This window comes from Chromatiaceae bacterium (genome assembly GCA_016714645.1).
Taxonomy (GTDB): Bacteria; Pseudomonadota; Gammaproteobacteria; order Chromatiales; family Chromatiaceae; genus M0108.
The window spans coordinates 89,245-111,152 of sequence record JADKCI010000005.1; the positions used below are offsets into that span (position 1 = coordinate 89,245).

General features: G+C 66.1%; 27 protein-coding genes. 7 read left to right on the forward strand and 20 right to left on the reverse strand.

The window, feature by feature from the left end; genetic code table 11:
• Position 1 precedes the first annotated feature (1 nt).
• Both IPN92_16925 and IPN92_16930 read left to right on the forward strand, forming a co-directional pair.
• On the forward strand, positions 2-1,114 hold the full coding sequence (locus IPN92_16925; protein MBK8639867.1) for a histidinol-phosphate transaminase: 1,113 nt from the start codon (positions 2-4) through the stop codon (positions 1,112-1,114).
• Complete coding sequence (locus IPN92_16930; GenBank protein MBK8639868.1) at positions 1,111-1,977, forward strand: prephenate dehydrogenase/arogenate dehydrogenase family protein; 867 nt, start codon at positions 1,111-1,113, stop codon at positions 1,975-1,977. The genes IPN92_16925 and IPN92_16930 overlap by 4 nt, the downstream gene beginning before the upstream one ends.
• A gap of 221 nt (positions 1,978-2,198) precedes the next feature.
• Here IPN92_16930 and IPN92_16935 read toward each other — a convergent pair whose 3' ends face one another.
• The 5 genes from IPN92_16935 to IPN92_16955 all read right to left on the reverse strand — a co-directional run bounded on the left by IPN92_16935 (position 2,199) and on the right by IPN92_16955 (position 6,271).
• Positions 2,199-2,513, reverse strand: coding sequence for a BolA family transcriptional regulator (locus IPN92_16935; protein MBK8639869.1), 315 nt, complete (start codon positions 2,511-2,513; stop codon positions 2,199-2,201).
• A gap of 105 nt (positions 2,514-2,618) precedes the next feature.
• Entirely contained in the window at positions 2,619-3,212 is a 594-nt protein-coding gene (locus IPN92_16940) for an ankyrin repeat domain-containing protein (GenBank protein ID MBK8639870.1), read from the reverse strand.
• A 99-nt stretch (positions 3,213-3,311) separates the two neighbouring features.
• Entirely contained in the window at positions 3,312-4,505 is a 1,194-nt protein-coding gene (locus IPN92_16945) for a hypothetical protein (protein ID MBK8639871.1), read from the reverse strand.
• A gap of 337 nt (positions 4,506-4,842) precedes the next feature.
• Positions 4,843-5,649 (reverse strand): TatD family hydrolase, encoded by an 807-nt coding sequence (locus IPN92_16950; GenBank protein MBK8639872.1) that lies wholly within the window; start codon positions 5,647-5,649, stop codon positions 4,843-4,845.
• A gap of 73 nt (positions 5,650-5,722) precedes the next feature.
• Positions 5,723-6,271 carry a DUF2058 domain-containing protein gene (locus tag IPN92_16955; GenBank protein ID MBK8639873.1) on the reverse strand — a complete coding sequence of 183 codons (549 nt, stop codon included), beginning with the start codon at positions 6,269-6,271 and terminating at the stop codon, positions 5,723-5,725.
• A gap of 241 nt (positions 6,272-6,512) precedes the next feature.
• Here IPN92_16955 and IPN92_16960 point away from each other — a divergent pair, with 241 nt between their 5' ends.
• The 4 genes from IPN92_16960 (at position 6,513) to pssA (ending at position 11,764) form a co-directional block, all read left to right on the forward strand.
• Positions 6,513-7,124, forward strand: coding sequence for an OmpH family outer membrane protein (locus tag IPN92_16960; GenBank protein ID MBK8639874.1), 612 nt, complete (start codon positions 6,513-6,515; stop codon positions 7,122-7,124).
• Between the two features lie 130 nt (positions 7,125-7,254).
• Positions 7,255-7,917: an MBL fold metallo-hydrolase gene (locus IPN92_16965; protein ID MBK8639875.1), complete on the forward strand. Its 663-nt coding sequence runs from the start codon at positions 7,255-7,257 to the stop codon at positions 7,915-7,917.
• A gap of 57 nt (positions 7,918-7,974) precedes the next feature.
• Positions 7,975-10,818, forward strand: coding sequence for a DUF349 domain-containing protein (locus IPN92_16970; protein MBK8639876.1), 2,844 nt, complete (start codon positions 7,975-7,977; stop codon positions 10,816-10,818).
• A gap of 178 nt (positions 10,819-10,996) precedes the next feature.
• Positions 10,997-11,764: a CDP-diacylglycerol--serine O-phosphatidyltransferase gene (pssA, locus tag IPN92_16975; protein ID MBK8639877.1), complete on the forward strand. Its 768-nt coding sequence runs from the start codon at positions 10,997-10,999 to the stop codon at positions 11,762-11,764.
• Positions 11,765-11,884: 120 nt separating this feature from the next.
• On the opposite strand, the gene IPN92_16980 is transcribed toward pssA, so the two are convergent.
• The 15 genes from IPN92_16980 to IPN92_17050 all read right to left on the reverse strand — a co-directional run bounded on the left by IPN92_16980 (position 11,885) and on the right by IPN92_17050 (position 19,349).
• On the reverse strand, positions 11,885-12,793 hold the full coding sequence (locus IPN92_16980; protein ID MBK8639878.1) for a site-specific integrase: 909 nt from the start codon (positions 12,791-12,793) through the stop codon (positions 11,885-11,887).
• A gap of 86 nt (positions 12,794-12,879) precedes the next feature.
• Positions 12,880-13,239: a helix-turn-helix domain-containing protein gene (locus IPN92_16985; GenBank protein MBK8639879.1), complete on the reverse strand. Its 360-nt coding sequence runs from the start codon at positions 13,237-13,239 to the stop codon at positions 12,880-12,882.
• Positions 13,240-13,242: 3 nt separating this feature from the next.
• On the reverse strand, positions 13,243-13,758 hold the full coding sequence (gene ssb / locus IPN92_16990) for a single-stranded DNA-binding protein (protein ID MBK8639880.1): 516 nt from the start codon (positions 13,756-13,758) through the stop codon (positions 13,243-13,245).
• A gap of 5 nt (positions 13,759-13,763) precedes the next feature.
• Complete coding sequence (locus IPN92_16995) at positions 13,764-14,003, reverse strand: hypothetical protein (GenBank protein MBK8639881.1); 240 nt, start codon at positions 14,001-14,003, stop codon at positions 13,764-13,766.
• 103 nt (positions 14,004-14,106) lie between these two features.
• A complete protein-coding gene (locus IPN92_17000; protein MBK8639882.1) occupies positions 14,107-14,334 on the reverse strand; it encodes a hypothetical protein in 228 nt (75 codons plus the stop codon).
• Between the two features lie 11 nt (positions 14,335-14,345).
• Positions 14,346-15,293 (reverse strand): hypothetical protein, encoded by a 948-nt coding sequence (locus IPN92_17005; protein MBK8639883.1) that lies wholly within the window; start codon positions 15,291-15,293, stop codon positions 14,346-14,348.
• A 38-nt stretch (positions 15,294-15,331) separates the two neighbouring features.
• The gene (locus IPN92_17010; GenBank protein ID MBK8639884.1) at positions 15,332-15,535 is read right to left on the reverse strand and encodes a hypothetical protein; all 204 of its coding nucleotides are present in this window, start codon (positions 15,533-15,535) and stop codon (positions 15,332-15,334) included.
• Between the two features lie 11 nt (positions 15,536-15,546).
• Positions 15,547-16,401, reverse strand: a complete 855-nt coding sequence (locus IPN92_17015; GenBank protein ID MBK8639885.1) for a hypothetical protein — start codon at positions 16,399-16,401, stop codon at positions 15,547-15,549.
• Positions 16,398-16,697, reverse strand: a complete 300-nt coding sequence (locus IPN92_17020) for a hypothetical protein (GenBank protein MBK8639886.1) — start codon at positions 16,695-16,697, stop codon at positions 16,398-16,400. Before IPN92_17020 ends, IPN92_17015 begins: the two co-directional genes overlap by 4 nt.
• A 110-nt stretch (positions 16,698-16,807) precedes the next feature.
• Complete coding sequence (locus IPN92_17025) at positions 16,808-17,335, reverse strand: hypothetical protein (protein ID MBK8639887.1); 528 nt, start codon at positions 17,333-17,335, stop codon at positions 16,808-16,810.
• Positions 17,336-17,456: 121 nt separating this feature from the next.
• Positions 17,457-17,645: a hypothetical protein gene (locus IPN92_17030; GenBank protein ID MBK8639888.1), complete on the reverse strand. Its 189-nt coding sequence runs from the start codon at positions 17,643-17,645 to the stop codon at positions 17,457-17,459.
• A gap of 14 nt (positions 17,646-17,659) precedes the next feature.
• Entirely contained in the window at positions 17,660-17,956 is a 297-nt protein-coding gene (locus tag IPN92_17035) for a hypothetical protein (GenBank protein MBK8639889.1), read from the reverse strand.
• A gap of 40 nt (positions 17,957-17,996) precedes the next feature.
• Complete coding sequence (locus IPN92_17040) at positions 17,997-18,239, reverse strand: hypothetical protein (GenBank protein ID MBK8639890.1); 243 nt, start codon at positions 18,237-18,239, stop codon at positions 17,997-17,999.
• 53 nt (positions 18,240-18,292) lie between these two features.
• Complete coding sequence (locus IPN92_17045; GenBank protein MBK8639891.1) at positions 18,293-18,874, reverse strand: hypothetical protein; 582 nt, start codon at positions 18,872-18,874, stop codon at positions 18,293-18,295.
• 337 nt (positions 18,875-19,211) lie between these two features.
• Positions 19,212-19,349, reverse strand: a complete 138-nt coding sequence (locus IPN92_17050; GenBank protein ID MBK8639892.1) for a hypothetical protein — start codon at positions 19,347-19,349, stop codon at positions 19,212-19,214.
• Between the two features lie 1,859 nt (positions 19,350-21,208).
• On the opposite strand from IPN92_17050, the gene IPN92_17055 reads away from it, so the two are divergent.
• Positions 21,209-21,637, forward strand: a complete 429-nt coding sequence (locus IPN92_17055; GenBank protein MBK8639893.1) for a hypothetical protein — start codon at positions 21,209-21,211, stop codon at positions 21,635-21,637.
• Positions 21,638-21,908: the final 271 nt, after the last annotated feature.

Consider the following 21,908-nt stretch of genomic DNA (forward strand, 5'->3'; position numbering starts at 1 on the left):
TATGACTACCCTTCTCAACCCCTTTCTCAAACTGACGGCGCCCGGCCTGCCTGGCCTGCAGCCCTATATCCCTGGCAAGCCCCTGTCCGAGCTGGAGCGGGAACTGGGTATCTCCAACTCCATCAAGCTGGCTTCCAACGAAAACCCCCTGGGTCCCGGCATCCTGGCGCGGGAGGCGGCCATGGCCGCACTGACTGAGTTGGGGCGTTATCCCGATGGGGGCGGCTTCGAGTTGCGCCGGGCCCTGGCCGAGCATCACGGCCTGGAGGCGGTCGCCGTCACCCTCGGCAATGGCTCCAACGATGTCCTTGATCTGGTGGCCCGCGTCTTTCTGCACCCGGGCCAGGAGTCGGTCTTCTCCGAGCACGCCTTCGCGGTCTATGCCATCGGCACCCAGGCGGTGGGGGCCAGGGCCCGCATCGCCAAGGCGCGGGATTATGGCCACGATCTGGAGGCCATGGCGGCCCTGGTCAATGAGCGCACCCGGGTGGTCTGGATCGCCAATCCCAACAACCCCACCGGGACCTGGCTCGATGCCGACACCCTGGCCAGTTTTCTGGGGGAACTGCCGGATACCTGCGTCGCCGTGGTGGACGAGGCCTACACCGAGTATGTGGAGGATCCGGATTTCCCGGATGCTACCCGCTGGCTGGACCGGTTCCCGAACCTTATCGTCACCCGCACCTTTTCCAAGGTCCATGGTCTGGCGGCCCTGCGGGTGGGCTATGGCCTCAGCCACCCCCATATCGCCGACCTGCTCAACCGCGTCCGTCAGCCCTTCAACGTCAACAGCATCGCCCAGGCGGCGGCCCTGGCGGCATTGGCCGACGAGGTGCATGTTCGGGCCTCTCTGGCATTGAACCGGAGCGGCATGCGGCAACTGGAGGAGGGGGCCCGCCAGTTGGGGATTGGCTATATCCCCTCGGTAGGCAACTTCATCACCCTTGACCTGGGCCGCCCGGCGGCCCCTATCGATCAGGCCCTGCTGCGCGCCGGCTGTATCACCCGTCCGGTAGCCAACTATGGCATGCCGAATCACCTGCGCGTCACCATCGGTCGTGAGGCGGAAAATGCCCGCCTGCTCGCCGCCCTGGCGGTGGCCTTGTCGGCATGATTCAGCGGCTCACGGTCATCGGCGTTGGCCTCATCGGGGGCTCCCTGGCCCGGGCCCTGCGCCGGGCCGGCTTTGTGGGCGAGGTGGTGGGCTGCGGGCGCTCACGGGACAATCTGCAACGGGCCCGCGAATTGGGGGTGATCGACCGCTACTACCAGGACCCGGCCCAGGCGGTAACCGGCGCCGATCTGGTCTTCATCGCCGTACCCCTGGGGGCCATGGCCACCACCTTCGCCGCTATCCGCGATCACCTGGCCCCTGGCGCCATTCTGACCGATGGTGGCAGCGTCAAGGGCAGCGTGGTGGCGGATGCCCGTCAGGTCTTTGGTCGGTTGCCCCCGCGTTTCGTCCCCGGCCACCCTATCGCGGGCACGGAGCAGAGCGGGGTCGATGCCTCCTTTGCCGAACTCTACCGCAACCGGCGCGTCATCCTGACCCCCTTGCCGGACACGGACCCGGCGGCCACCGCCCAGGTCCAGGCCATGTGGGAGGCCTGTGGCGCCGAGGTAACGCAAATGGCGGTGGATCATCACGACGAGGTGTTGGCCGCCACCAGCCATCTGCCGCACCTCCTGGCCTATGGCCTGGTCGATAGCCTGGCGCGGCTGCGGGAAAACGACGAGATTTTTCGCTACGCCGCCGGTGGTTTCCGCGACTTTACCCGCATTGCCTCCAGCCACCCCATCATGTGGCGGGATATCTGCCTCGCCAATCGCCAGGCCCTGGGCCAGATGCTCGCCCGGTTCCAGCGCGAGCTTGCCGAACTCGCCGCCGACGTCGAAGGCGGGGATGGGGAGGCCCTGCTGGAGGTCTTCGAGCGCGCCAAGGCGGCCCGGGATCGGTATGTGGGTAGCCAGGGTTAGGACGGGGAGGGGCTTTTGGAACTGGACTCAAGCCATGAATAAACGGCGAATTAATTTCATCCCCAGGGCCGTGAATCAGCCAGGGGGCTAATGGATTTCGTCGGACTTTTTCGAGAAGAGAGATGATAGACCTTCGTAACGAGGGGAGACAATCATCACCGGGGTACGGGTCTCTGTATCAGGCTTAAAATTCTCCGATTATTATTTGATAAATTGGGAGTTTAATCTTTACCGCCACCCAGGCAGGGGGGCGATGCGGGCGCCTGGCCACCCTTGAGGAACCATTCATCCGGCGTCCAGGCATGCATTGCCAGGGCATGTAGGCCGGCGGCGAATTCGTCTCCCAGCAGACCATTGATGAGGCGATGTCGGGCGATGGGTTTGAGTCCCGTGAAGTGATTGCTGACGACCAGCAGCTTGAAGTGGGATTCTCCATCCGGGGGCGCATTGTGCTGGGTGGTTTCGTCGATCAACTCCAGATGGAGTGGACTTAGCTCCCGGGTAAGGTGGTTCTGGATGCGTTGTGCACGACTCATGGCGTTTGGATCCTCGGGGGGCTGGCCCCGGACGGTAATAAGGTAGGTATAAGAAGTGTGGCTGGCCACCGGGCATGACAAGCGGCCCCGTTATTCAGATGGCGTTCAGGGGCTTCCCGGCGGTAGGGCAGTCAATAACTCCAGGATGTCCCCATGGCCATTCTCCCGGGCCCAGTCGAGGGCAATGCGGCCATTCGCATCCTGGAGATGGGGGTTGGCGCCCTGGGAGAGCAGGATGGCGACGCTGTTCCGACGACCATCCTTGGCGGCCCAAAGGAGGGCGCTCCAACCCGCGTCGCGCTCCTGGCGGTCCACATCCGCGCCACGCTCGATCAGAAGACGAACCAGGTCCCCATGCCCTCGGGAAGCGGCCAGCATGAGGGCGGTGTAACCACCCTTATCCTCGGCATTGGGATCGGCCCCCGCGTCCAGCAATCGTTGCGCGGTCGCCAGATAGCCCTTGAGGGCGGCCTTCATGAGGGGCGTCCAGTGACAGCCATCCACGGGGTCGGGGGCAGCTCCCGCGGCGAGCAGGGCATCGATGGCCGGAAAATCACCGCGCTCCGCGAGCAGAACCAGCGGGGGATCGGGTGCATCCTGGGTCTGTTCCGGGGATACCCGCGAACAGGCCGTGAAAATCAGCAGGCACCCAAGGATCAGGCCGAGAGGCGGGGTAGGGGAGGTGGCGAGGAGGTTCATGACCAGGCATTTTCCGCCCAGCCCTGGCTAACGCCAATGCGTTCTCGCAGTGGTTCGGAAAAGGACCCGCCTGCCTTGTGGCCTGAAGCGCGAGGCAGGCTACTTGTCCTTGGTTTTGGACGAATTTGGGCTAGTAGCCGTAGCGGTTTTCGTAGGAACCGCGGGCGCCTTGGCTGTGGGCGTGGCCTTGGATTTGGTGGCAGGCGGGACTGCGGGGGCTTTCGTGGCGGACGGAACCGCTTTCGCCGCCGCCTTGGTGGCGGGGCTAGCGGGTTTGGAGGTCGCCGAGGCAGGAGTCTTGCTGGCGGTGACCGTGGCCGTTTTCGCCGGTGCCGGGGTCTTGGTGGCAGGCTTGGGGGTGACCACCGGTGCCGTTTTCGGACTAGCCGCCACGACCTGGGGTTTCGCCGTGCCCGCTGTTGCCGATTTTGGGGCTGTCTTCGCGGCCGGTTTGCCGCTGTGCGCGGTGGTCGTGGGTTTAGCGAAGAGGGAAACTGCCTTAGGGCCAGTCGCCGTGGAACTGGTTGCCTTGGTAGGGGGTTTTGGCATCAGGGACTGGGCTGGGGCGGAGGCCACCTTGGTGGCCGTCTTGGCTGGCGGGGCTGCTTTGGGGGCTTGGGAAACCTTGGTTACAGGCATGACCGGCGCGGGCTTGGGCGGGAGCGTATTAGCCCTCGTTAGGGCTGCGGCGGTCGCCGTGGTGGCTGCCGCCGGTGGCAAGGCCCAGGTTGCCGCCGAGCTTGGCTGATTGTCCTCGGCTACCGATTCGGGGATGTCCACCATGGAATTCGACGGGTGGCTGACCGGCGCGGCATTCGTGATCGACTCGGAGGCGGAAGAATCGGTTGGCGCGGTATCCCTCATGCCACCAATGGGCGGCAGGGCGTTGGCAATACGGGGTCGAGCCTCGTGCCAGGAATTTTGTAGGATCGAGAGTGAGTGGGTCAGTTCGTTGCGATAGGTCTCGGTATAGTCTTGCCGCACCTCCTTGTCGGTACCGCGCGCCGTCACGGCCTCGGCGCCCAATTGCACCTCGACGCCGCCGGAGCGGTCGAAAAAGTCTGTCCGAACCTCGATAACCGGCGGAAAAGGCCCCCGCGAAGCCCCAGGCGCGAGGTTTTCCGCCGCGGCATCGTCAAGGTTGCGTTGCAGAATCAAGCTGTCGCGGCCCGCCTTCTGGACCTCCCAACCCTGAGTGACCGCCGCACCCATGGCCGCGCCCCGGACCTGCTGAATATTGCCGCCAGAGAAGAACATGCTGGGTTTATTCGGGTCGGGGACGAGTTGAGACATCGCATCTTCCGAATCCGCGTACTGTCCCGATCGTGGCGACGAGGCGCATCCGACCAAGACCAGTCCCAGACTGCATAAAGCTAGTAAATTCAATAACCCACGCAAGTTCAACGATAATTCCTCTTTTGTCAGCCTTTCTGATTACGGATGCCCAGAGTCCGTGCCAGATTAAGGAGCGAATCTTATCATGATGTCAGTGCCTTAGTTCCGGCGCGTCCCGTGGCATTCTAGAGCAAGGGCTGATTAGCCAGGCACATGATTGCGTATAATGGGTATTATGTAAAGTCAGATGGGCAGCCGATGGCTACACCCGGTCGGGTGATCCCATTTGAGGTTTTTATCGTGATTCGGATCTCGCCTGATCTGCCCTGGCTCTCTCCCAAGCGGCAAAGTCGAAAACCGCCAGGGCGTTGTTGCTGGTTTGCATGGCAAGGAACTCAGGGTCCTGACCACGCACCTGGGCAAGCGCTAACAACACATCGGGTAAGTAGGCGGGACTATTGCGTTCACCCTGATGGGCGGCAACCGTCAGGTCCGGGGCGTCCGTCTCAAGTACCAGGGCATCGAGGGGCAAGGCCTTGGCCAGGGCGCGCAGGCGGCTGGAGCGCTCGAAGGTCAGCATGCCACCAAATCCCAGCTTAAAGCCCAGATCGAGGTATTGGTGAGCCTGCTGGATACTGCCACTAAAGGCATGGGCGATGCCGCCTCGGGTGCGGATGCGGCGCAAACAGGCAATAACGTAGTCGTGGGACTTGCGGGCATGAATCACCACCGGCAGATTAGCGCAGACAGCTAGTGTGAGCTGCTCCTCGAACAGCGCCTGCTGTCGGGCCCGATCCAAATCGGGAATGAAAAAATCCAGGCCGATCTCCCCTATCGCCACGGGTCGAACGGTGGCAATAAGTCGTGCCAGCTCGATCAGGTCCCCGGCCTGGTGCCGTTCAAGGAATACGGGATGCAGGCCCAGGGCCGGAAAGGGTCCTGCCTCGCGCTGGCAAAGGCTGATAAGTCCTTGCCAGCCAGCAGCCTGGATAGCAGGTACCAGGATGCGGCCGACTCCGGCGGCCCGGGCCTCGGCCAGTACCTGGTCCCGGTCCAGGTCAAAGTCGGCGACGTCCAGATGGCAATGAGTGTCGATCAGCATGGGTCTTGCGAGGGCCCTGGATAGGTTAGCGCCTTGCCCCACCAGCGATCGCCGTTCGGGAGGCCTGGGTGGCTCACCAGATCAGGTCATCCGGAATCTGGTAGGCCGCATAGGGGTCATCCTCGGCGGATTCCTGTTCGCCCCGCGCCTCGGAGTGGTTGAGGACCAGCACCAGGGCCGCATGCCGGGTCATTAGATTCTCGGCGACCTCGCGCGGGACCAGTTCTGTCTCCGCATCCTGGCGGACCAGGGCCAGTCGGCCCGAGACCAAGGCGCGTTGTTGTTCAGCGGTTACATAGATCCGCCTTAGCCGCTCCTGGTCCTGAAAGTTGAAAGCGATGTCGCCACCCGCGCGCGCGAGTCGATGCGAATGAATGAGTTGGCGTATGGAGTTCTCTTCTTCCCGACGCCTGACCTCCTCCTGGCGCTTTAGATTGAGTTCTCGATCGCGCCGGGCCTTTTCGGCTGCCTCTTCTTGAACCCGCTGCCGAATCTCTTCCTGGGCCTTAGGATTTCCTTGGGACTGTCTATTTTCCTTGCGCTTATCAGTCTTGGTCTGCTTGAGCTTCTGAGCGTTGACCAGGCCTGCCTTCATTAACTGGTCTTGGAGCGAATTGGCCACCTATAGTCTCCCGGGTAGAGCAAAGCCAAGCGCTCCCCTGGTCGGGAGCGGATAGATAGGAGGATGTAACAGTCGGGGCCTGTGGCGCAAGCCCAAGCCACTTCCTCTGTTTGCCAGCTTGGCCCAGGGGCCTGATGCCTGGCTATATGGGGTGGCAAAAGATTCACGATGCCGCGAATCGCGCGGGGGGTTAAAATCCCCCCGTTATGACTTTCAATTCGACCCTCGATAGGAGCCCCTTATGAGATCCCTTGCTTGCGCCCTTGCCCTAGCCGCTGTTTGCGCCCCCTTGGCCGCCGCCGAACCCATCACCATCGGCTATGTCGATATGCAGCGGGTCATCGAGGAGAGCAAGCTGGGTAAGCAAGCCTTCGCCGCCCTCCAGGATAAATATGCCGAGCCCCAGGCGGCCCTGGAAAAGGAAGAAAAGGGCATCCTCCAGCTTCAGCAAAGCCTCGCCCGCGATGGCGCCCTCATGAGTCAGGCCGAGCTCGACAAGCGTAAGGCGGAGTTCCAGGAGCGCGTGAGCCAAATCCAGCGCAAGGCGGCCATGGCCCAGCAGGAGCTGTCCCAGGACCAGGCCAAGCTGGGCGGTGGCATCATCAAGCCGGCCCAGGAGATCATCACCGAGTTGGGCAAGGAAAAGAAGCTGACCGCCATCTTCGAGCGTAGCCAGAGCGGTTTGCTCTATGTGGAGGCCGACAAGAATCTGACCGATGAGGTGATCAAGCGGTTGGATGCCAAGTCACCCAAGGCTGCCAAGCCCGCGAAAGAGGCTAAGCCGGCCAAGGAAGCCAAACCGAGCAAGGAAGCCAAACCGAGCAAAGATCCCACGCCCGCCAAGGGCAACTGATCACCATCAGGATTTGTGGCAGCACCCTTAACCCCCTAAGGGTGGCTGCCCTCCCCTCTCCCTACCTGGGGTCCTCCGCCCGCGCCCTTGATGCCCACCATGAATAACGGCATATTAAACAAAGATTTCAATGCTTAAATATCGTATTCTGCCGGTCACGCCTTACCAGCAAAACTGCACCCTCTTCTGGTGCGATCAGACCGCCGAGGCCGCTATTGTCGACCCTGGTGGAGACCTGGACCGTCTCCTGGCACTGATTGACAAGAGCGGCGTAACCCTCGTCAAGATTCTGCTGACCCATGGCCACCTCGATCACGTCGGCGCGGCGGGTCCCCTGGCGGCGCTGTTGGGGTTGCCCATTTTGGGGCCCCATCCCGATGACTCCTTTCTGCTCCATGGCCTGCCCGGCCAGTGCGCTACCTTTGGCTTCCCGCCTATCGAGGCCTTCACCCCGAGTCAGTGGCTGGAGAGCGGGGATAAGATCGCGCTGGGTAACAGTCAGTTCGAAGTCCTCCACTGCCCAGGCCATACCCCTGGACACGTCGTTTTCTACTCCGCCGCGGACCGGCTCGCCCAGGTCGGCGACGTGATCTTTCAGGGTTCCATTGGCCGCACCGATTTTCCGCGGGGCAACCATGGGGATCTGATCGCATCGATTCGCAACCGTCTGTTTCCTCTAGGTGACGATCTGCGGTTCATCCCCGGCCACGGGCCCATGTCCACCGTCGGTGACGAGCGACGCCACAACCCCTTCGTGGGCGATTCCGTTATGCACCGGGCAAACCGGATATAGCCGTGCTTGCCTTGGTACGCCAGGGCTTGGCGCGATTCCTACACTTCAGGAACTACCATGATCTTCACGCGATTCTTCTCCCGTCGCCGGCAAGCAACCGCCACTCCTGATATTGGCAAACCGTCCAGCGCGGATGAAGGGCCCAAGCATCTCCAGGCTTACCGCCGCCTCACCAGCCTGGAGGAGCTGCGCACTCTGGCCCAGGGGGATCCCAACGCCGAGATTCGCGAGGTCGCCGGCGCGCGCTATCGCCAACTCCTGTGTGGACATGAGACGTCCCCCTTGGACCTGATATCGCGCAAGACCGAGGTCGGCCATCTTGAGGATCAGTCCATCCTGGCGCAGGTCGCCGCCGAGGCCAGGGAAGCGGAGATCCGCCTGGCCGCTATCGAACGTCTCACCGACCAAGCCGCGCTGGCCAGCCGCGCACTGGGCGACGCGGCGACGGCGGTTCGTGCCGCGGCCGCCCAGCGACTGGAGGATCGGGAGGCCCTGGAACGGGTGGCGCGGGGCATCGGCAAAAAGGACAAGCACGTCTACCGCTTGGTCCATACCCGCCTGAAGGAACTGGCCGAGCGGGAGGGGCGCCCCGCCCGGGTGCGCGCTCAGTGCCAAGACTTGTGTGCCAAGCTCGAAATGCTGGGGCGCTTCGAAAACTGGAGCCAGGATCGGGCCCTGCTGGATCTGCTCGACCGCCAATGGGGCGAGATCGCCGAACAAACGGACCAGGTCGAGCGGGATCGTTATGCCCGCCAGCGTGAGCGCTTTCTGGCGGCTTACGAGACCCATCGGCAATCCCAATCCAGTCAACTCGCCGAGGCCGAGGCCGAGACCGCCAACCAGTCGGCACGGGAGGCGCTGATAACGGCACTGGCCCCCTGCCTCGACATCTCCGACGAGGCACGGCTACGCGAGCAACTCCAGGGCATCAGGTCCGACTGGGATGCACTGGGCCACCCGCCCAGCGGCCTGGCGCGCCGCTACCAGGCCGCCCTGACTGCCGCCGAGTCCCACCAGGAGGCCCTGGCCCGCGACAGTCAATCTCTCGTAGCCCTCTCCGCCTGGCTCGCCCAGGCCCACGAGGCCCTCGACCAATCCCGACCCATCGAGCATCGCCGGCTGGCCCGCCTGCTGTCACAGGTCCAGGACCTGCCCCCTCTGGCGGGTCCGGATCAGGAATTGCTTGCCGCCGTCGCCGCCGCCCGTTTGCAATTGGCGGAACGGCAGAGCCGGCAACATCGCCACGCCGAACAGCGGCTCGCCCAGGCCAGTGACAAGCTGACCGAACTGGAAGCGGCGTTCGCGGCGGGCGAACTCAAGCGGGCCGAACCCCTGTACCAGAGCCTGCAGGCCGCCATTGATGCCGCCGCGGCCAGCGGCCTGCCCCTGGGCGGGACCAGGCACCTTAAGGAGCGTCTTCAGGCCCTGACCCCGCGTCTGCGCGATCTGCAGAAGTGGCGGCGCTGGGGCGCGGATACCCATCGCGAAGGCCTCTGTCAGGCCATGGAGGAACTTGAATCCGCAGACCTCCCGCTCGCCGCCAAGGCCAGCCGTCTGCAGGAATTGCGGCAGGAGTGGAAGGAACTGGAGCGTGATGGTTCCCCGGCCAATCATCCCCTCTGGGAACGCTTTGCCGCCGCCGCCGATCGGGTCCATGCCCTCTGCAAGCCCTGGCTGGAACAGAGGGCCCGGGAGCGCGAGGCCGCCCGCGCCGCCCGCGAGGCCCTTTGCGCCCAACTCGAGGCATTTCTCGACCAGGTCGATTGGGGACGCGTCGATTGGCGACAGGCCCAACGCGCCGAGCGTGAGATGCGCGAAGGCTGGGAGCATCTCGGCGAGGTGGAAGACCGCCACAAGCGCGGCCTGGAACGGCGCTTTCGCACCGCGCTCAAGCGGCTCGATGACCGTCTCGGCGTTGAACGGGAGGCTAATCAAAGGCTCAAACAGGAACTGATCGTCCGGATCGAGGCCCTGGCGACCGCCCCGGATCTGGAGCGAGCCATCGAAGAGACCAAGCGTCTTCAGTCCCAATGGCACACCACCGTCGCCGCTCGCCAGCGGGACGAAAACCGCCTCTGGCAGCAATTCCGCGCCGCCTGTGATGTCGTCTTCGAAAGACGCCGCCAGCGCCACGAGGCTCAGACCGCCGAGATGGGGGACAATCTGCGCCTTCGCGAGGCGATTCGCGCCGAGGCCGAGGCCTTGGCCCGCGCCGAGTCGGAGGCCGTGGCCGATGGCCCGGATGCCTTGCCAGCCCTCGAGGCCCGTTGGCAGGAAGCGGCACAGCTACCCGTACCCCGCCAGGCCGCCACCGACCTGGATCGCGGCTGGCGCCAGGCCCTGCTCCAGATCCAGACCGGGCGCCAGGAGCGGCTGACCCGGCAACGTCGCCAAACCCTCGACCTCCTGGCCCGCCAGGCCCAGGTCTGCTCCGAGTTGGAACACGCCCTGGAGAAGGGTGAGGATGCCACCCGCGCCATCGCCGCCGCCGAGGCCCAATGGCAGGCCCTGGGCCCCCACCCGAACGACCGGCTACGCCAGGGCATGGAGGCTCGCTGCCAGCGGGCCCGGGAATCGGCAACCCCTGGCGCCACCGATCTCGCCGATCAGCGCGTCGCCAATGCCCGTGAACGCGCCGAGATCTGCCTGCGCCTGGAGATTCTGGCCCAGATCGACTCACCTCCGGAATGCGCCGCGGAGCGACTGGCCTTTCAGGTCAACCGTCTCCAGGAACATCTGGCCATGGGCGAGGGTAATCCCCAGGCGACGAGTACCCATTTGATAGAGCGATGGTTCCTCGCCGGCCCGGCACCGGCCGCCGAGGCGATGGCGCTGGAAGGGCGCTTCGCGCATGCCCATGCCGCCCTAAGACAGGTCGAGGAGGCCCCTTCATGGATCTGAAGGTCCGGGGAGGCTAAGTCCGGGGGCGCCTGGGCACTGGCTTTCCCCCCTTTTTTTCGAGGCGGATAGCGGCCTCTTCATCCTGCCGGACCTGATCCGGAAATGGCGGGCGGCCGCTTTCGCCTCCCTGCCCCCCTCGCTATACTGACCCGCATTCCCCCCTCAGCGAATCCATGCCATGGACGAAATCGTTACCCAGCCCGAAACCCAGCCTCAACCCCCAAAGCGCCGGCGCGGCGTCTATCTGCTGCCGAATCTCTTTACCACCGCCGCCCTTTTTGCTGGCTTTTACGCCATCATCGGGGCCATGCAGGGAAAGTTCGAGGCGGCGGCTGTCGCCATCTTCGCGGCCATGATCCTCGACGGTCTTGATGGGCGGGTCGCCCGAATGACCAACACCCAAAGCGATTTCGGGGCCGAATACGACAGCCTCTCGGATATGGTCGCCTTTGGCGTGGCCCCGGCCCTGGTGGCCTACGAATGGGCGCTCGGCGGTCTGGGTAAGGTCGGTTGGCTGGCGGCCTTCATCTACACCACCACCGCCGCCCTGCGCCTGGCGCGTTTTAATACCATGCTGGGCACCTCGGATAAACGCTTCTTTCAGGGCCTGCCCAGCCCCTCCGCCGCCGCCATCATTGCCGCCGGTGTCTGGATCGGCGCCGATCAGGGCGTGACCGGCGCCAATCTGAACTGGCTCGCCGCCATCCTCACCACCCTGGCTGGCCTCCTCATGGTCAGTGACTTCCGCTATCGCAGCTTCAAGGACCTGGACCTGCGCAATCGGGTGCCCTTCGTCGCCGCCATCGTCATCATGCTCGGCTTCGCCCTGATCTATCTGCATCCGCCCGTGATCCTCTTTCTCGGCTTCCTGACCTATGCCCTCTCGGGTCCCATCCTGGCCTTGGCGCGCCTGCAGCAGAAACGGACCCGGCGGCGGGAACGGTGATGCCCCCCGGGGGCAATGACGCCCCGCGCCCATCCAGAAGATGAAGGTAACCCGGCATTCCTCTGGCCCCGATGACGATTGACCCGCCCGATTGGTTTCTGGAAAACCCGCGTTAAAACACTAGCTTGCCGTGGCCTTCGCGGGCGCTTTTTCTTCCTCGGGCGCGGCGCGTGAAACCGAGCGTGAGAGTCCGTACCCGTCGAGGGTGGCGGCGGCGTCCGCCAGGTCCTCCGGGCGGAGGTGCGCATACACGCTAGCCGTGACCCCCACGTTGCCATGCCTCAACAATTTTGACACCCGGTCGATGGGTATCCCGGCTTGCGCCAACCAACTCCCGAAGGTGCGGCGTAGGTCGTGGGGATGGAGGTCGGCGACCCCCGCCAGCCGGCAAGCGGTGGCGAAGCTAAAGCGGATATCCGTAAAGGGCCTCCCCTGCTGGTTGCAGAACACCCAGGCCGACCCCGGGCAATGGCTGGCGCGGAAGCGGGCGCGGGACACCAGGGCGGCGCGAGCTGCGTCGTTCAGCGGGATCGTCCCGGCCTTGTTGTTTTTCTGGTCCCCCACCTCGAAGCGGATGAGCCTCCGCCCCAGGTCCACACGCTCCCAGGTCAGACCCCGGGCCTCTCCCGGGCGGAGACCCGTTGCCAGCATGAGGCGCAGGTAATCCCCTAGATAGGGCGCGTGGTGCATCCCATCCGCGGCCTGGAGCAGGGCGGCGGCTTCCTCCTGGCTGAGATACCGCGTCCTTGGCGGCGATGGCTTCAGGAATCGCGATGCCCATGGGTTAGCCGGGAGGTCCCACTCCAGTTCGCTCTTGGCCCAGCGCGTGGCGCCACTCATGAGACTTAACTCCCGGTTGATGCCCCCCGGCTGCCGTCCTTGGGCCTGCCGGTGGGCGATGTAGGCGCGGACCTCCTGGGCGCCGATGTCCGCCATTAGCCGGCCCGTGAAGTGCGGGAACAATGCCCGGGCGGCGCTGTGGTAGCGGCCCGCGTCCCGCTTGTGGTCCGCCACCTCTCGCAGGTACATCAAGAGCAGGTCATCGAAGGTGGCCCCCTCCCCTGTCCGTTGCGTGATGCCCTCGGCTCGCCATTGGGCGCGCACGGCTGTTGCCTTCAAGCCCTCGGGGTCCTCGGCGATGGGAACCCCAGTACTGCGGCGAGTGCTGCCCCCGCCAACGCGCGGGAGGCTGGCCCACCAATAGGGCGAGTCCTTCCGCCGGTATATTCCGTCTTGGTCACGTACTTGTTTTCGTGGCATTTGGTCTCTCCGTTTACCGCCACCCCGGGTTGATTATCACTGACAGTGCTATTACTGGCAATGTAAGCGCTTAAATCGCTGGCCAGGATGCGGCGGGCCGCGCGGATGCGGACCGAGGGCAGGTCCCCGGCCGCCAGCAGGCGGCGCAGGGTGCGAACGGAGACCGCCAGCCGGTCGGCGGCGGTCTCCAGGCTCAGAAGGTGCGGCGCGTCCATTGCTCAGAAAGGGATATCGTCGTCGAAATCCAGGCCCGGCGGTGGCGCCTGGAAGTGCTGCGGCGCGGCTGCCGGGTAGTTGGACCGCGGTTGAGCCGGTGGTGGTGCCTGCCGGGGCGGGTTGGCCTGGGGTGCTGGCTGGTAATAGGTCTGCGGTTGGGCACCATAGCCCTCGTTTTGGGGCCGGCCACCCAGCATCAGCATATTGTCGCCGTTGATTTCGGTGGAATAGCGGTCCTGGCCGGATTGGTCCTGCCATTTGCGGGTGCGGATCTTGCCCTCGATGAAAACCTTGTCCCCTTTGTGCAGGTACTGGGACGCAATCTCCGCCAATTTCCCCCAGAGGGTGACCCGGTGCCACTCCGTTTCCTCGCGGGCCTCGCCGGTGGTCTTGTCGTTCCATGCTTCGCTGGTGGCGACGGACAGCCGACAGACGGCCATGCCCGAAGCCAGGGCCTTGAGTTCGGGATCGGTGCCCAGGTTGCCGATGATCTGGGCGCGGTTCAGTGATCTGGACATGACAGTTACTCCATGGTGCTGAATAAGTCGGGTGGTGTCGGTATGAAACCGGGGACCTGGCGCTCGGCCAGGGCCTCGCGGGTGGTGTCCGTGGCGATGGACAGGTCCACCCGGGCGCGGTGGGTGGTGTGGGTGGCTTGGACGTGGGCCAGGTAATAGCTCGCCCATTGCATCAATTCGCGGGCCAGCTCCAGGCGCTCGGCGTCGCTCAACTGCTCGGCGTCGTTCATGGCGATGGGGTTCATGGTTCCCGATCCGGGCGGCGCAGCCACCCTTCCAGGGTGAGGGCCAGGGCGATGCCGCCGGTATAGGCGGCGATCACCCAGGCCAGGGCGGCGAGGGCCTGGCTCATGCCTGGCGCTCGCGCCAGTGGCTGCACCAGGCGCCTTGCCGGGTGGCAAGGCCCAGGTGCTCGCAGAAGGGACCGGTACGCAGGTGCGGCCCGGGTCCGGCGGTGAAGTCGTGGCAGTCGCTGCAGCGCACGCACTTCCCCGCCAGCTTGGCGGCGGTGGCGGGCAGCCAGTGGGCGGCGAAGCGGATGTTCTCGCTGGGGGTGCCCCATTTGTCGGCTTTCATCGGGATGCTCCTTAGTAGGTGATGGCCAGGTGGGGGATCTGGCCCCGGGCGATGGCGGCGATGAGGCGCTTTGCCATGTCGGTGGCTAGGCCGAGATCCTCGAGATCCGCCACCAGGGCGCGATGGACCAGGGCGCGGTCATCCCGCTCCGGTGCCGCGGAGGGCGCGGTTGCTGGCGCTGGCGCGGGTGCTCGCTGGGCGGCCACCTCCGCCAGGGCGGCGGCCCGGGCGGTGGCGGCGGCTGTCTGCCGGATCTGCTCCTCCCGTGCGGCCTGCTGGGCATGGGCGGCCCGCGTGGCTTCCTCGGCTGCCGCTTGACGCGCGGCTAGCAATTCCGCTTCACGCGCAACCGCTCGCAACCGCGCCAACTCCGCGGCCTGCTCCTCGGCGTGGCTGGCGGCCTCCAGGGCGGTTTCCAGGCGGGGGATGTTGCGCTCCATGGCGGCGACGATTTCCCCGCGCTGGGTGCCGGTCAGCCAGTCTGGGAGGTCCAGTTCGCGCGCGGCCTCCAGGCGCTGGCGGATGGCGGCGGCGGGGGTGCCGTGCGCGATGGGGGTGTTCAGCAACCCGATCAGGCGGTTCGTCTCCTCGTCCGCGAGGCGGATCTCCTCCTCCCAGGCGGTCAAGGGTGCCCTTATCCGCTCCTTCAGCAGTTCCGCAGGCTGCCGGAAGGTGGTGCGGAAGAGGTCGTCGATCTGCTTGGGCTTGGCCTTCAGGTCCGCCACATAGGCGCGGCGCCGTTCATCCAGGCGGGCGATGGCTCCGCCCACGGCGCGCGTGATGCGGTTGATCTCCCGTCGGCCCTGCTCCTCGGTGACGTCCGCGACCAGGGGTCCCGCCACGTCGGCGAGGATCTCCAGGGCGCGTTCCAGGTTGTCTTGGGTGAAGAGAACCGCGTCGTTTAGCCCGAGCACGGCGTCTAGGCCCCGGGGGTGGCTGGTCTGTAATGCGGTGTGCATGTTGCGATCTCCGGTGGCCGTCCCTGGCCAGGTGGGGGTTAGGGGCGGGGTGACCGGTAGACCGGCCCGGTGGTCAGGGCGGCGTCTGGTCCCTCCAGGTGCGCGACGACGCGCCCGATGGGCTGGCCGTGCTGGTCATAGAAGGTGAATTCCTGCCAATAAATCGTCCCGCCCGTGGTCATCGCCCGCGTGAAGGCGACACCGATGTTGGCGACCCCGTGAATACTGAATTGCGTGTTCATTTGTGCTCCCCTTATTGCCCGTGAATGGCGGCGGCGTAGTCCGCCAACCATTCTTCCCGCGATTGCTCTTCCCGCCCGCTGGCCTGCTGCTCCTCCGCGTAGTCCCGCGCGGCCCACGACTCCATGCGGACGAGTAACTCGGCATATTTGCCGGCGGGGATCTCGGCCAGATGCTGGACGTTCCAGGCCCGGGCCAGCCAGTTCTTGAGCCGGTCCCGGTCGAGGCCCATGGCGGTGATGCGGGCCTCCAGCAGGCGATGCTGGGCCGCGCTGATAGGTGCCCCAGAGTGCCGCCCGGGCTGAGGCGCCCCGGTGGGGGCCGGTGGGGGGACCGGCGCGGCGGGTTGATCGTTGGGCATTTCCTCGGCTGGCGTGGGCTCATAGCCGGCCAGCCGCATGATCCAGGAGAAAGCCAGCCGGCAAGCCTTGCCCGTGGCGCGTGTCTGCGCCATGGAGCGGCGAGCGTAACGGGGGCGATTGGCCCATACGGGTTTGCCGTACCGGTCCAATTCATCGGGGGCCCCGCATTCCGCGCTGGCGCGGGAGATGATGGCCCCGTCCGCCATGCGTACCAGCTCGACCGTGGAGATGAAAACCCCCGGCTCGTCGGGATGCTCGACCGTCGCCACCTCGCGGGCGACGACGCCCAACATGGTGGCTAGGGTGGTCCAGCCTTCGACCTGAACGAACTCCCGGCCCTGGATGCGGGTAGCGAGTTTTTGGCTCCGGATGATGTCGGCGAGGGCGTGAGCCATAACGGTAGCGCCTTGGACGAGTGCCCCAGGCGTTGCCGCTGACAGGATGCCCATCGATACGGGCGACGGCTGTAGCTCGGAAACCGTGGCGAGTGCGGTTGAGGTGCTCATAGGTCACCTTCCTCCGCCCATTGGCGGCGCGCGGCGGCGGCGAGCTCCAGGAGGTGAGATGTGATCTCCTCCCGTTCTCCCTTGGAGAGCTTGCGCTCCAGCCAGGGCGCAGGGCGCCCGCGGCGGTCCAGGACCTCCCACTCGATCTCGTCATGCCCATAGTAGTCATCACTACAGGCGCAGAGGTACGGCGACCCCCGGAACGGTGGCTGATAGTCGTAGGCGGTGATCCCGGCCAGGGCGGGGATACCCGCGGCCCGGATCTCAACCTGATCGATATAAGACGTGGTGTTCATGTGTACCCCCCGGTACTAATTGAAGCGCTTAAAGCGCTTCCTGCGGACACAGAAATACCCCCGGCGCTAATTATAGCGCCCAGAGCGCTTTTCGCAAGCGGCAACATGGCTCAAGCCGCGATGGCCAGCGCAGCCGGCGTTGAGGCTGGCAACCGCCAGCAGGGCAAGCCGAGAAAGTAACCGGACACCCAGGCTCCAGGCCCCGGCGCGGGGACCAGGGCGGCCAAGGTGACCGCATACGTTGGGCAACCATGGGCGGCCAGTTGAGCGGCCAGCAAGAGCGATCCAGGCCCGAACTCACGATCCGCGACGATAACCCCGCCCGCCGTGGCGGCCCGTGCCACCCGCCCGGTGCGATTGCGCAGCCGGGCTTTTATGTGCAGGTCCGGCCCGCCACCCGCCCATGGGGTGATGCTGGCGCCGAGGTCCACGGCAGCGGCTACCGTGCCCACGGCGGACAGCGAACATACACCGGCGGCGGCCACCGCCCCGCGCCGCACAACGAGAGGGCCAAACGCTGAAAAGATGTGCAGGCGGCGCGCGTGCCCACCGGCGACAGCGCCCCCGATAACCGCCATATCGGCCCCCAGGCAACAGCCAACCGCCAGCCGCTCGCCAGAGGCCAGAAGCTCGCTCACCACATATTGCGCGACAGCCTGCCCAGATCGCGAAAGTGACCTGGAACCACCAACCGCCCAAATACCTGAAACACTCATGACAAAACCCTCGATTGATGCGCCGTCCGTGGCGCGGTGATTGTTAAGCATCAAAACCGGCGAACTCGCCCGAGTCCGCGATGTCGCAAAGCTCGGTAACCAGGCCGTCGAAGTCCTCGCTGGGTCCCAGCATGGACGCCAACATCAGGACCACATCCAGCGGCAATTCATACTCACCGGCCAGGTCGTGCAGGTATTGGCGACGCGTGCGCCCGGCATATAGATCGTTCATGGGATGCGCTCCTATCAGAGATGAGTGTCCAGGCCCGTAACCTCGGTAAAGACCGGCTGCAACTCCTCCCAGCCGAGGTCCTCGCGTTCTTCAACCACCTGAAACGTCTTGCCCCGGATCTGGCCAAATTGCAGGTCATACAGATCCATGCCGTTCAGCCGGATCTTGACGAAATTGATACCCCGCAGCGCAAAGCGCCCGGGGAGCTTGAAGGACAGGGCGTCCCCATAATCCGCGAGGCAACTCGCGCCCGTCATGGCGAGAAAGCGGCGCCCGCCCAACTGCTCCAGGATGGTTGCAGCGATATTCACGGTCTCAACTCCTGCCCCGCGCGAGCGGGGCGATGACTCACTAAAGAGGGTCGCCATTGGCGACGACATCTAAAGCCCAGTGGGCGGCGTTGGCTTGGGTCCCGGTAAAGCGGCCAGACCCACAACAAGCCGACCAGAGCCGCGGCCCGAGGCGGTAAACCACCGCGCGCAGGCCGTCACCCCGCTCTACCACCCAGCCATGATCGGAACCATCCCGCCCCAGGACACGGCGGAACTCAACCCCATACCGCGGGGCTTCCGCGGCGATCTCTGCAAAGCGCATCTCTCTATCTCCCGTGAAACCCGCCCCCCAGGGCGGGCAATAGTGAAGGGCCATCAATGCCCACCAACCCAAAGAGCGGCGGCCAAACCGTCACCCTTGGCCAGCCCCCGCCAGTGGCCACCCGGGGCCAGCGGCGGGAGGCAGTACCAGGGAAACCCGCAGGCCAGGGCGCAGACGGGCAGGCCACGAGCCGCAACCGACCCGGCCAGCAGGAAAGACCCCGGCGAAGTGCGCGACGACACGGCGACGAGGCACCCCGACGAGGCCAGCGCCAGGGCGCGCGAGCGAGCGGCCAGGCGCGCAGGCAGCGGGAGCGATACCGGGCCACCCGCCAGCCAGTAAACCGAGGCCCCGCGCGCATGGGCGGCGGCGATAGAGGCGCGCGCAGTCCCCGACCAGGCCCCATCGCCAGCCGGCGAGCAAATGGCGAACAGGGACAGCCGGCGCGGCACGGCGACGCCACCCGCGACGATGGCATCCGCGCCAATGGAGCAACCCACGCCCAAAGACCCCCCGCCAGCCTGCCAAGCCGTGGCCAGATCCACCAGGGCGAAGGCCCCAGGCCCGCCCAAATTGCGCGAGCCACCCACCGCCAGCCGGCCAGCCCCATTGAAAACCGAACATAAATCAAACATGGCAACCCCTAACCCCATAGCCAATCAATGAAAAACAGCACCACCAGGGCGGCACCCGACACCAGCACCTGACCGCCCACCGCCACCGCCCACCGCGCGAGCGCCAAGCGGCGACGAGGCGCAGGCACCCAACGACACCACAGCGCCCGACGACGAGCCGCGCGCGCAATGCCCGCCACCCGCACCCGCCAACCCCAGGGCCGTACCACGCGACGCAGGGCGAGCAACCCCAAAGCCCAGGGCCACAGCCCCCCCGACCAGGGGGAAGCCCATAGCCAAAGAGGCCCGGGCGGCAGTGGCTGCCCAACGCGCAGCCACCAAGAGGAGCGGAGGGCCATCAGGCGCCTTGCAGCGCCAGGGCGCGATCAGCACGGGCCAGGGCGGCGCGGCCAGCGGCGGCGGAGACCCCGGAGGGGAGAACGACCTTGCACGCCCAGGCCGGCGCGGCGGCGGCCAGCGGGCCAGACCGCCACACGGCGCAACCAACACCAACGCGCACATAAGCGGCCCAGCCGAGGTAACGCGCGCAAGCGGCCCACCGCAGGGCCAGGCCGCGCGAAGGCGCGGGCAAAAACAGGCAAGCGGGCGAAGGGCGATCACCCCGGCGAACGGCACGCCAGGCCCACACCGACCCGGAACGGTGCGCGCGCAGGACCACGCGCCCGGAGAACGACGCAGGGACGGAAAGGAAGCGAGAAGCGGAAGAAGAAGCCGACATGGCACACCCCCAGGCAGGCCAGCCCCGGGAAACCGCCCGGCCGGTGGGCGCCCCCCCGCACGCCGACCGGGGGAGGATAGCGCCCCCGGTACTATTAGTATAGCACCAGGAGCGCTATTTGCAAGTAAGACGATGAAAATACAGGGGAAAACACAAGCGCCAGGCGCCCGGCAGCGCGCGCCCGGCCAGCCGGCGCGCGCCCAGGCGGCGCGGGCCAGGGACGGCGCCACCGCCACCAGGCGGGGACCGGCGCGAGCGCCAACCCCAGGGCCAGCGCAGGGCGCCGCGGGCCAGGACAGGCCCGCCAGGCCCCCCAGGAGGCCGCCAGAGCCCCCCCGCGCCCACCGCAGGCCCCGCCCATGTTGATGCGAGCCCTGCTCCCCCGGAGGGGGCGGGGGGGGCGATCAAATCTTTAGGTTGCGCAGCACCAAACCGGCTTTGCGCGCATACCCAACCCCCTTTATTCCCATGCCGACGCTTCGCCCTGCCCTCTTCGGTACCCCAGGGACTGGCGCGGAGTGGAGCCCGGAGGAAAAAAAACACAAAACCAAATCTAAACAGGGTTTTTTTTACGGAGGGCGGAATGGAGCGTCAGGCCCTGGGGTACTCTTTGGGCAGGGCGAAGTGCCGGCATGGGAATGGGGTGCGCACGAGCTTTCTTCGCAAGCCAGGGAAGGCGCGCCGTCTTGCAGGACGCTACCCCCTACCCGCCGCGACGATGCAGGGCCAGCCGGGAAGGGCCAGGGTGGCGGGCTATTTGGCCGCGACCCTGGCCCTGAAGGCTGGCCCGGGACCCTTGCCACCCCACGCTACAAGTAATAGCGGTGCAGGCCCGCCGATGGCCAGCGCAAGCCCGGGTGGGGAGCGTGCGACCCTCCCGGGCGCCGTGCTGGCCGTTGGCTGGCCGGTCCTGAGTGCGGCGACGCTGAAGCCGCGACTTTGCGGGGGCAGGCCGCCGCCGCAATCTTCGCCATGGATGGCTCTTGCCCGGACGGACCCGGGCACGGCGCAGCCTCCGGCCCCGGCTACTGCCGAGGGCCGGTGGCGGAGCGTCATGGGATGATGGGCCGCTAATTGCGGGCCATGGCCGGGTCTGCCAGCCCCCAGGGGCCAGCCGGCGGGGGGGCGGGCTACTGGCCGCGCCCCTGCCCCGCCCGGACCTGGAAGCCGCGACGGTGGGCCGCTATTCGCGGGCCACGCCATAAGCCAACCGCCCCGAGAGAGCCAGCCTGCCAGGGGTGCGGGCTATTCTGGCCGCTCCCCTGGCCATCCGGGGAGGTGAAGCCGCGACGGTGGGCCGCTATTCGCGGGCCACGCCCCGGGCTATCCGCCCCGATACAGCCAGCAAGCCAGGGGTGCGCGCTATTCCGCGCGCTCCCCTGGCCTGCGCTCGACCTGACGCCGGGACATCAAATCCGCCAGGTGGGCGCAGCCACCAAGCCGGTCTGCTCTGGCCCCGGACGGGCCGGGCTGTTACAGGGACGTAAAGTGCCAGCAACTGGAGCTGACCTTGAATCCGTTATGATTCGCTCCCCGTCCTATAAACCGCTTGTTCCGGAGACGTTGGCCAGCAGTGCGGCGGCAATGGACGCCAGCGCCCGCCCCGAAGAGACGCCATGCACCCCCTCATGATCCGCAACCAGGGCCAGATCCTGGCCGAGACGAACTATTGGGATAGCCCCCACGCCCAGGCGGGCTATTTCTACCTGTCCTGGAATGCCGGCTCCGGGCGCTTACTCATCCCCGACGCCCAGAAAACTATCCTGCGCGAACTGCGCGGGGCGCGCGAGGTCATCGTCTCGCGCGGCCCCTGGGTCAGCGAGGGCGGCCGGGACGCCCTGGAGTTGCTCTGGGAAGATGGCTCCGCTGCCCCCTACGCGGTGCTCCTCGTCGCCGAGCAAACGGATCGACTGATCCCCGACTACCAGCAGGGCGGCGGCTTTGTCATCACCGCCTGGACGCGCACTGGCCAGAAAGGGCAGTGGCCCGGCCGCTACCGGGTGGTGGCGGAGATTCCGTGTTTGGTGCCCTGGAGCATTCACTAGGTGCGGACCCGCTACTGCGGGGGCAGGATGCCGCCGCATCGTCGCCATGGATGGCTCTTGCCCGGACGGACCCGGGCATGGCGTAGCCTCCGGCCCCGGCTACTGCCGATGGCCGGTGGCGGAGCGTCGAGGGATGATGGGCCGCTATTTGCGGGCCGTGGCCCCGGCCTGGATGGCGTGATGAGCTGGCCTGACGGGGGGCGGCCTATTCTGGCCGCGCCCCGGTCACGCGCGAGCGCTGCGCCCGCGGTCTTCGGTGCGCTGACCTGCT

What these genes read in the sequence shown, in the direction of transcription:
- IPN92_16925 (MBK8639867.1), top strand. Translation starts at nt 2, where the DNA reads ATGACTACCCTTCTCAACCCCTTTCTCAAACTGACGGCGCCCGGCCTG.
- IPN92_16930 (MBK8639868.1), top strand. Translation starts at nt 1,111, where the DNA reads ATGATTCAGCGGCTCACGGTCATCGGCGTTGGCCTCATCGGGGGCTCC.
- IPN92_16935 (MBK8639869.1), bottom strand. Translation starts at nt 2,513, where the DNA reads ATGAGTCGTGCACAACGCATCCAGAACCACCTTACCCGGGAGCTAAGT.
- IPN92_16940 (MBK8639870.1), bottom strand. Translation starts at nt 3,212, where the DNA reads ATGAACCTCCTCGCCACCTCCCCTACCCCGCCTCTCGGCCTGATCCTT.
- IPN92_16945 (MBK8639871.1), bottom strand. Translation starts at nt 4,505, where the DNA reads ATGTCTCAACTCGTCCCCGACCCGAATAAACCCAGCATGTTCTTCTCT.
- IPN92_16950 (MBK8639872.1), bottom strand. Translation starts at nt 5,649, where the DNA reads ATGCTGATCGACACTCATTGCCATCTGGACGTCGCCGACTTTGACCTG.
- IPN92_16960 (MBK8639874.1), top strand. Translation starts at nt 6,513, where the DNA reads ATGAGATCCCTTGCTTGCGCCCTTGCCCTAGCCGCTGTTTGCGCCCCC.
- IPN92_16965 (MBK8639875.1), top strand. Translation starts at nt 7,255, where the DNA reads ATGCTTAAATATCGTATTCTGCCGGTCACGCCTTACCAGCAAAACTGC.
- IPN92_16970 (MBK8639876.1), top strand. Translation starts at nt 7,975, where the DNA reads ATGATCTTCACGCGATTCTTCTCCCGTCGCCGGCAAGCAACCGCCACT.
- pssA (MBK8639877.1), top strand. Translation starts at nt 10,997, where the DNA reads ATGGACGAAATCGTTACCCAGCCCGAAACCCAGCCTCAACCCCCAAAG.
- IPN92_16980 (MBK8639878.1), bottom strand. Translation starts at nt 12,793, where the DNA reads ATGTACCTGCGAGAGGTGGCGGACCACAAGCGGGACGCGGGCCGCTAC.
- IPN92_16985 (MBK8639879.1), bottom strand. Translation starts at nt 13,239, where the DNA reads ATGGACGCGCCGCACCTTCTGAGCCTGGAGACCGCCGCCGACCGGCTG.
- ssb (MBK8639880.1), bottom strand. Translation starts at nt 13,758, where the DNA reads ATGTCCAGATCACTGAACCGCGCCCAGATCATCGGCAACCTGGGCACC.
- IPN92_16995 (MBK8639881.1), bottom strand. Translation starts at nt 14,003, where the DNA reads ATGAACCCCATCGCCATGAACGACGCCGAGCAGTTGAGCGACGCCGAG.
- IPN92_17000 (MBK8639882.1), bottom strand. Translation starts at nt 14,334, where the DNA reads ATGAAAGCCGACAAATGGGGCACCCCCAGCGAGAACATCCGCTTCGCC.
- IPN92_17005 (MBK8639883.1), bottom strand. Translation starts at nt 15,293, where the DNA reads ATGCACACCGCATTACAGACCAGCCACCCCCGGGGCCTAGACGCCGTG.
- IPN92_17010 (MBK8639884.1), bottom strand. Translation starts at nt 15,535, where the DNA reads ATGAACACGCAATTCAGTATTCACGGGGTCGCCAACATCGGTGTCGCC.
- IPN92_17015 (MBK8639885.1), bottom strand. Translation starts at nt 16,401, where the DNA reads ATGAGCACCTCAACCGCACTCGCCACGGTTTCCGAGCTACAGCCGTCG.
- IPN92_17020 (MBK8639886.1), bottom strand. Translation starts at nt 16,697, where the DNA reads ATGAACACCACGTCTTATATCGATCAGGTTGAGATCCGGGCCGCGGGT.
- IPN92_17030 (MBK8639888.1), bottom strand. Translation starts at nt 17,645, where the DNA reads ATGAACGATCTATATGCCGGGCGCACGCGTCGCCAATACCTGCACGAC.
- IPN92_17040 (MBK8639890.1), bottom strand. Translation starts at nt 18,239, where the DNA reads ATGCGCTTTGCAGAGATCGCCGCGGAAGCCCCGCGGTATGGGGTTGAG.
- IPN92_17045 (MBK8639891.1), bottom strand. Translation starts at nt 18,874, where the DNA reads ATGTTTGATTTATGTTCGGTTTTCAATGGGGCTGGCCGGCTGGCGGTG.
- IPN92_17055 (MBK8639893.1), top strand. Translation starts at nt 21,209, where the DNA reads ATGCACCCCCTCATGATCCGCAACCAGGGCCAGATCCTGGCCGAGACG.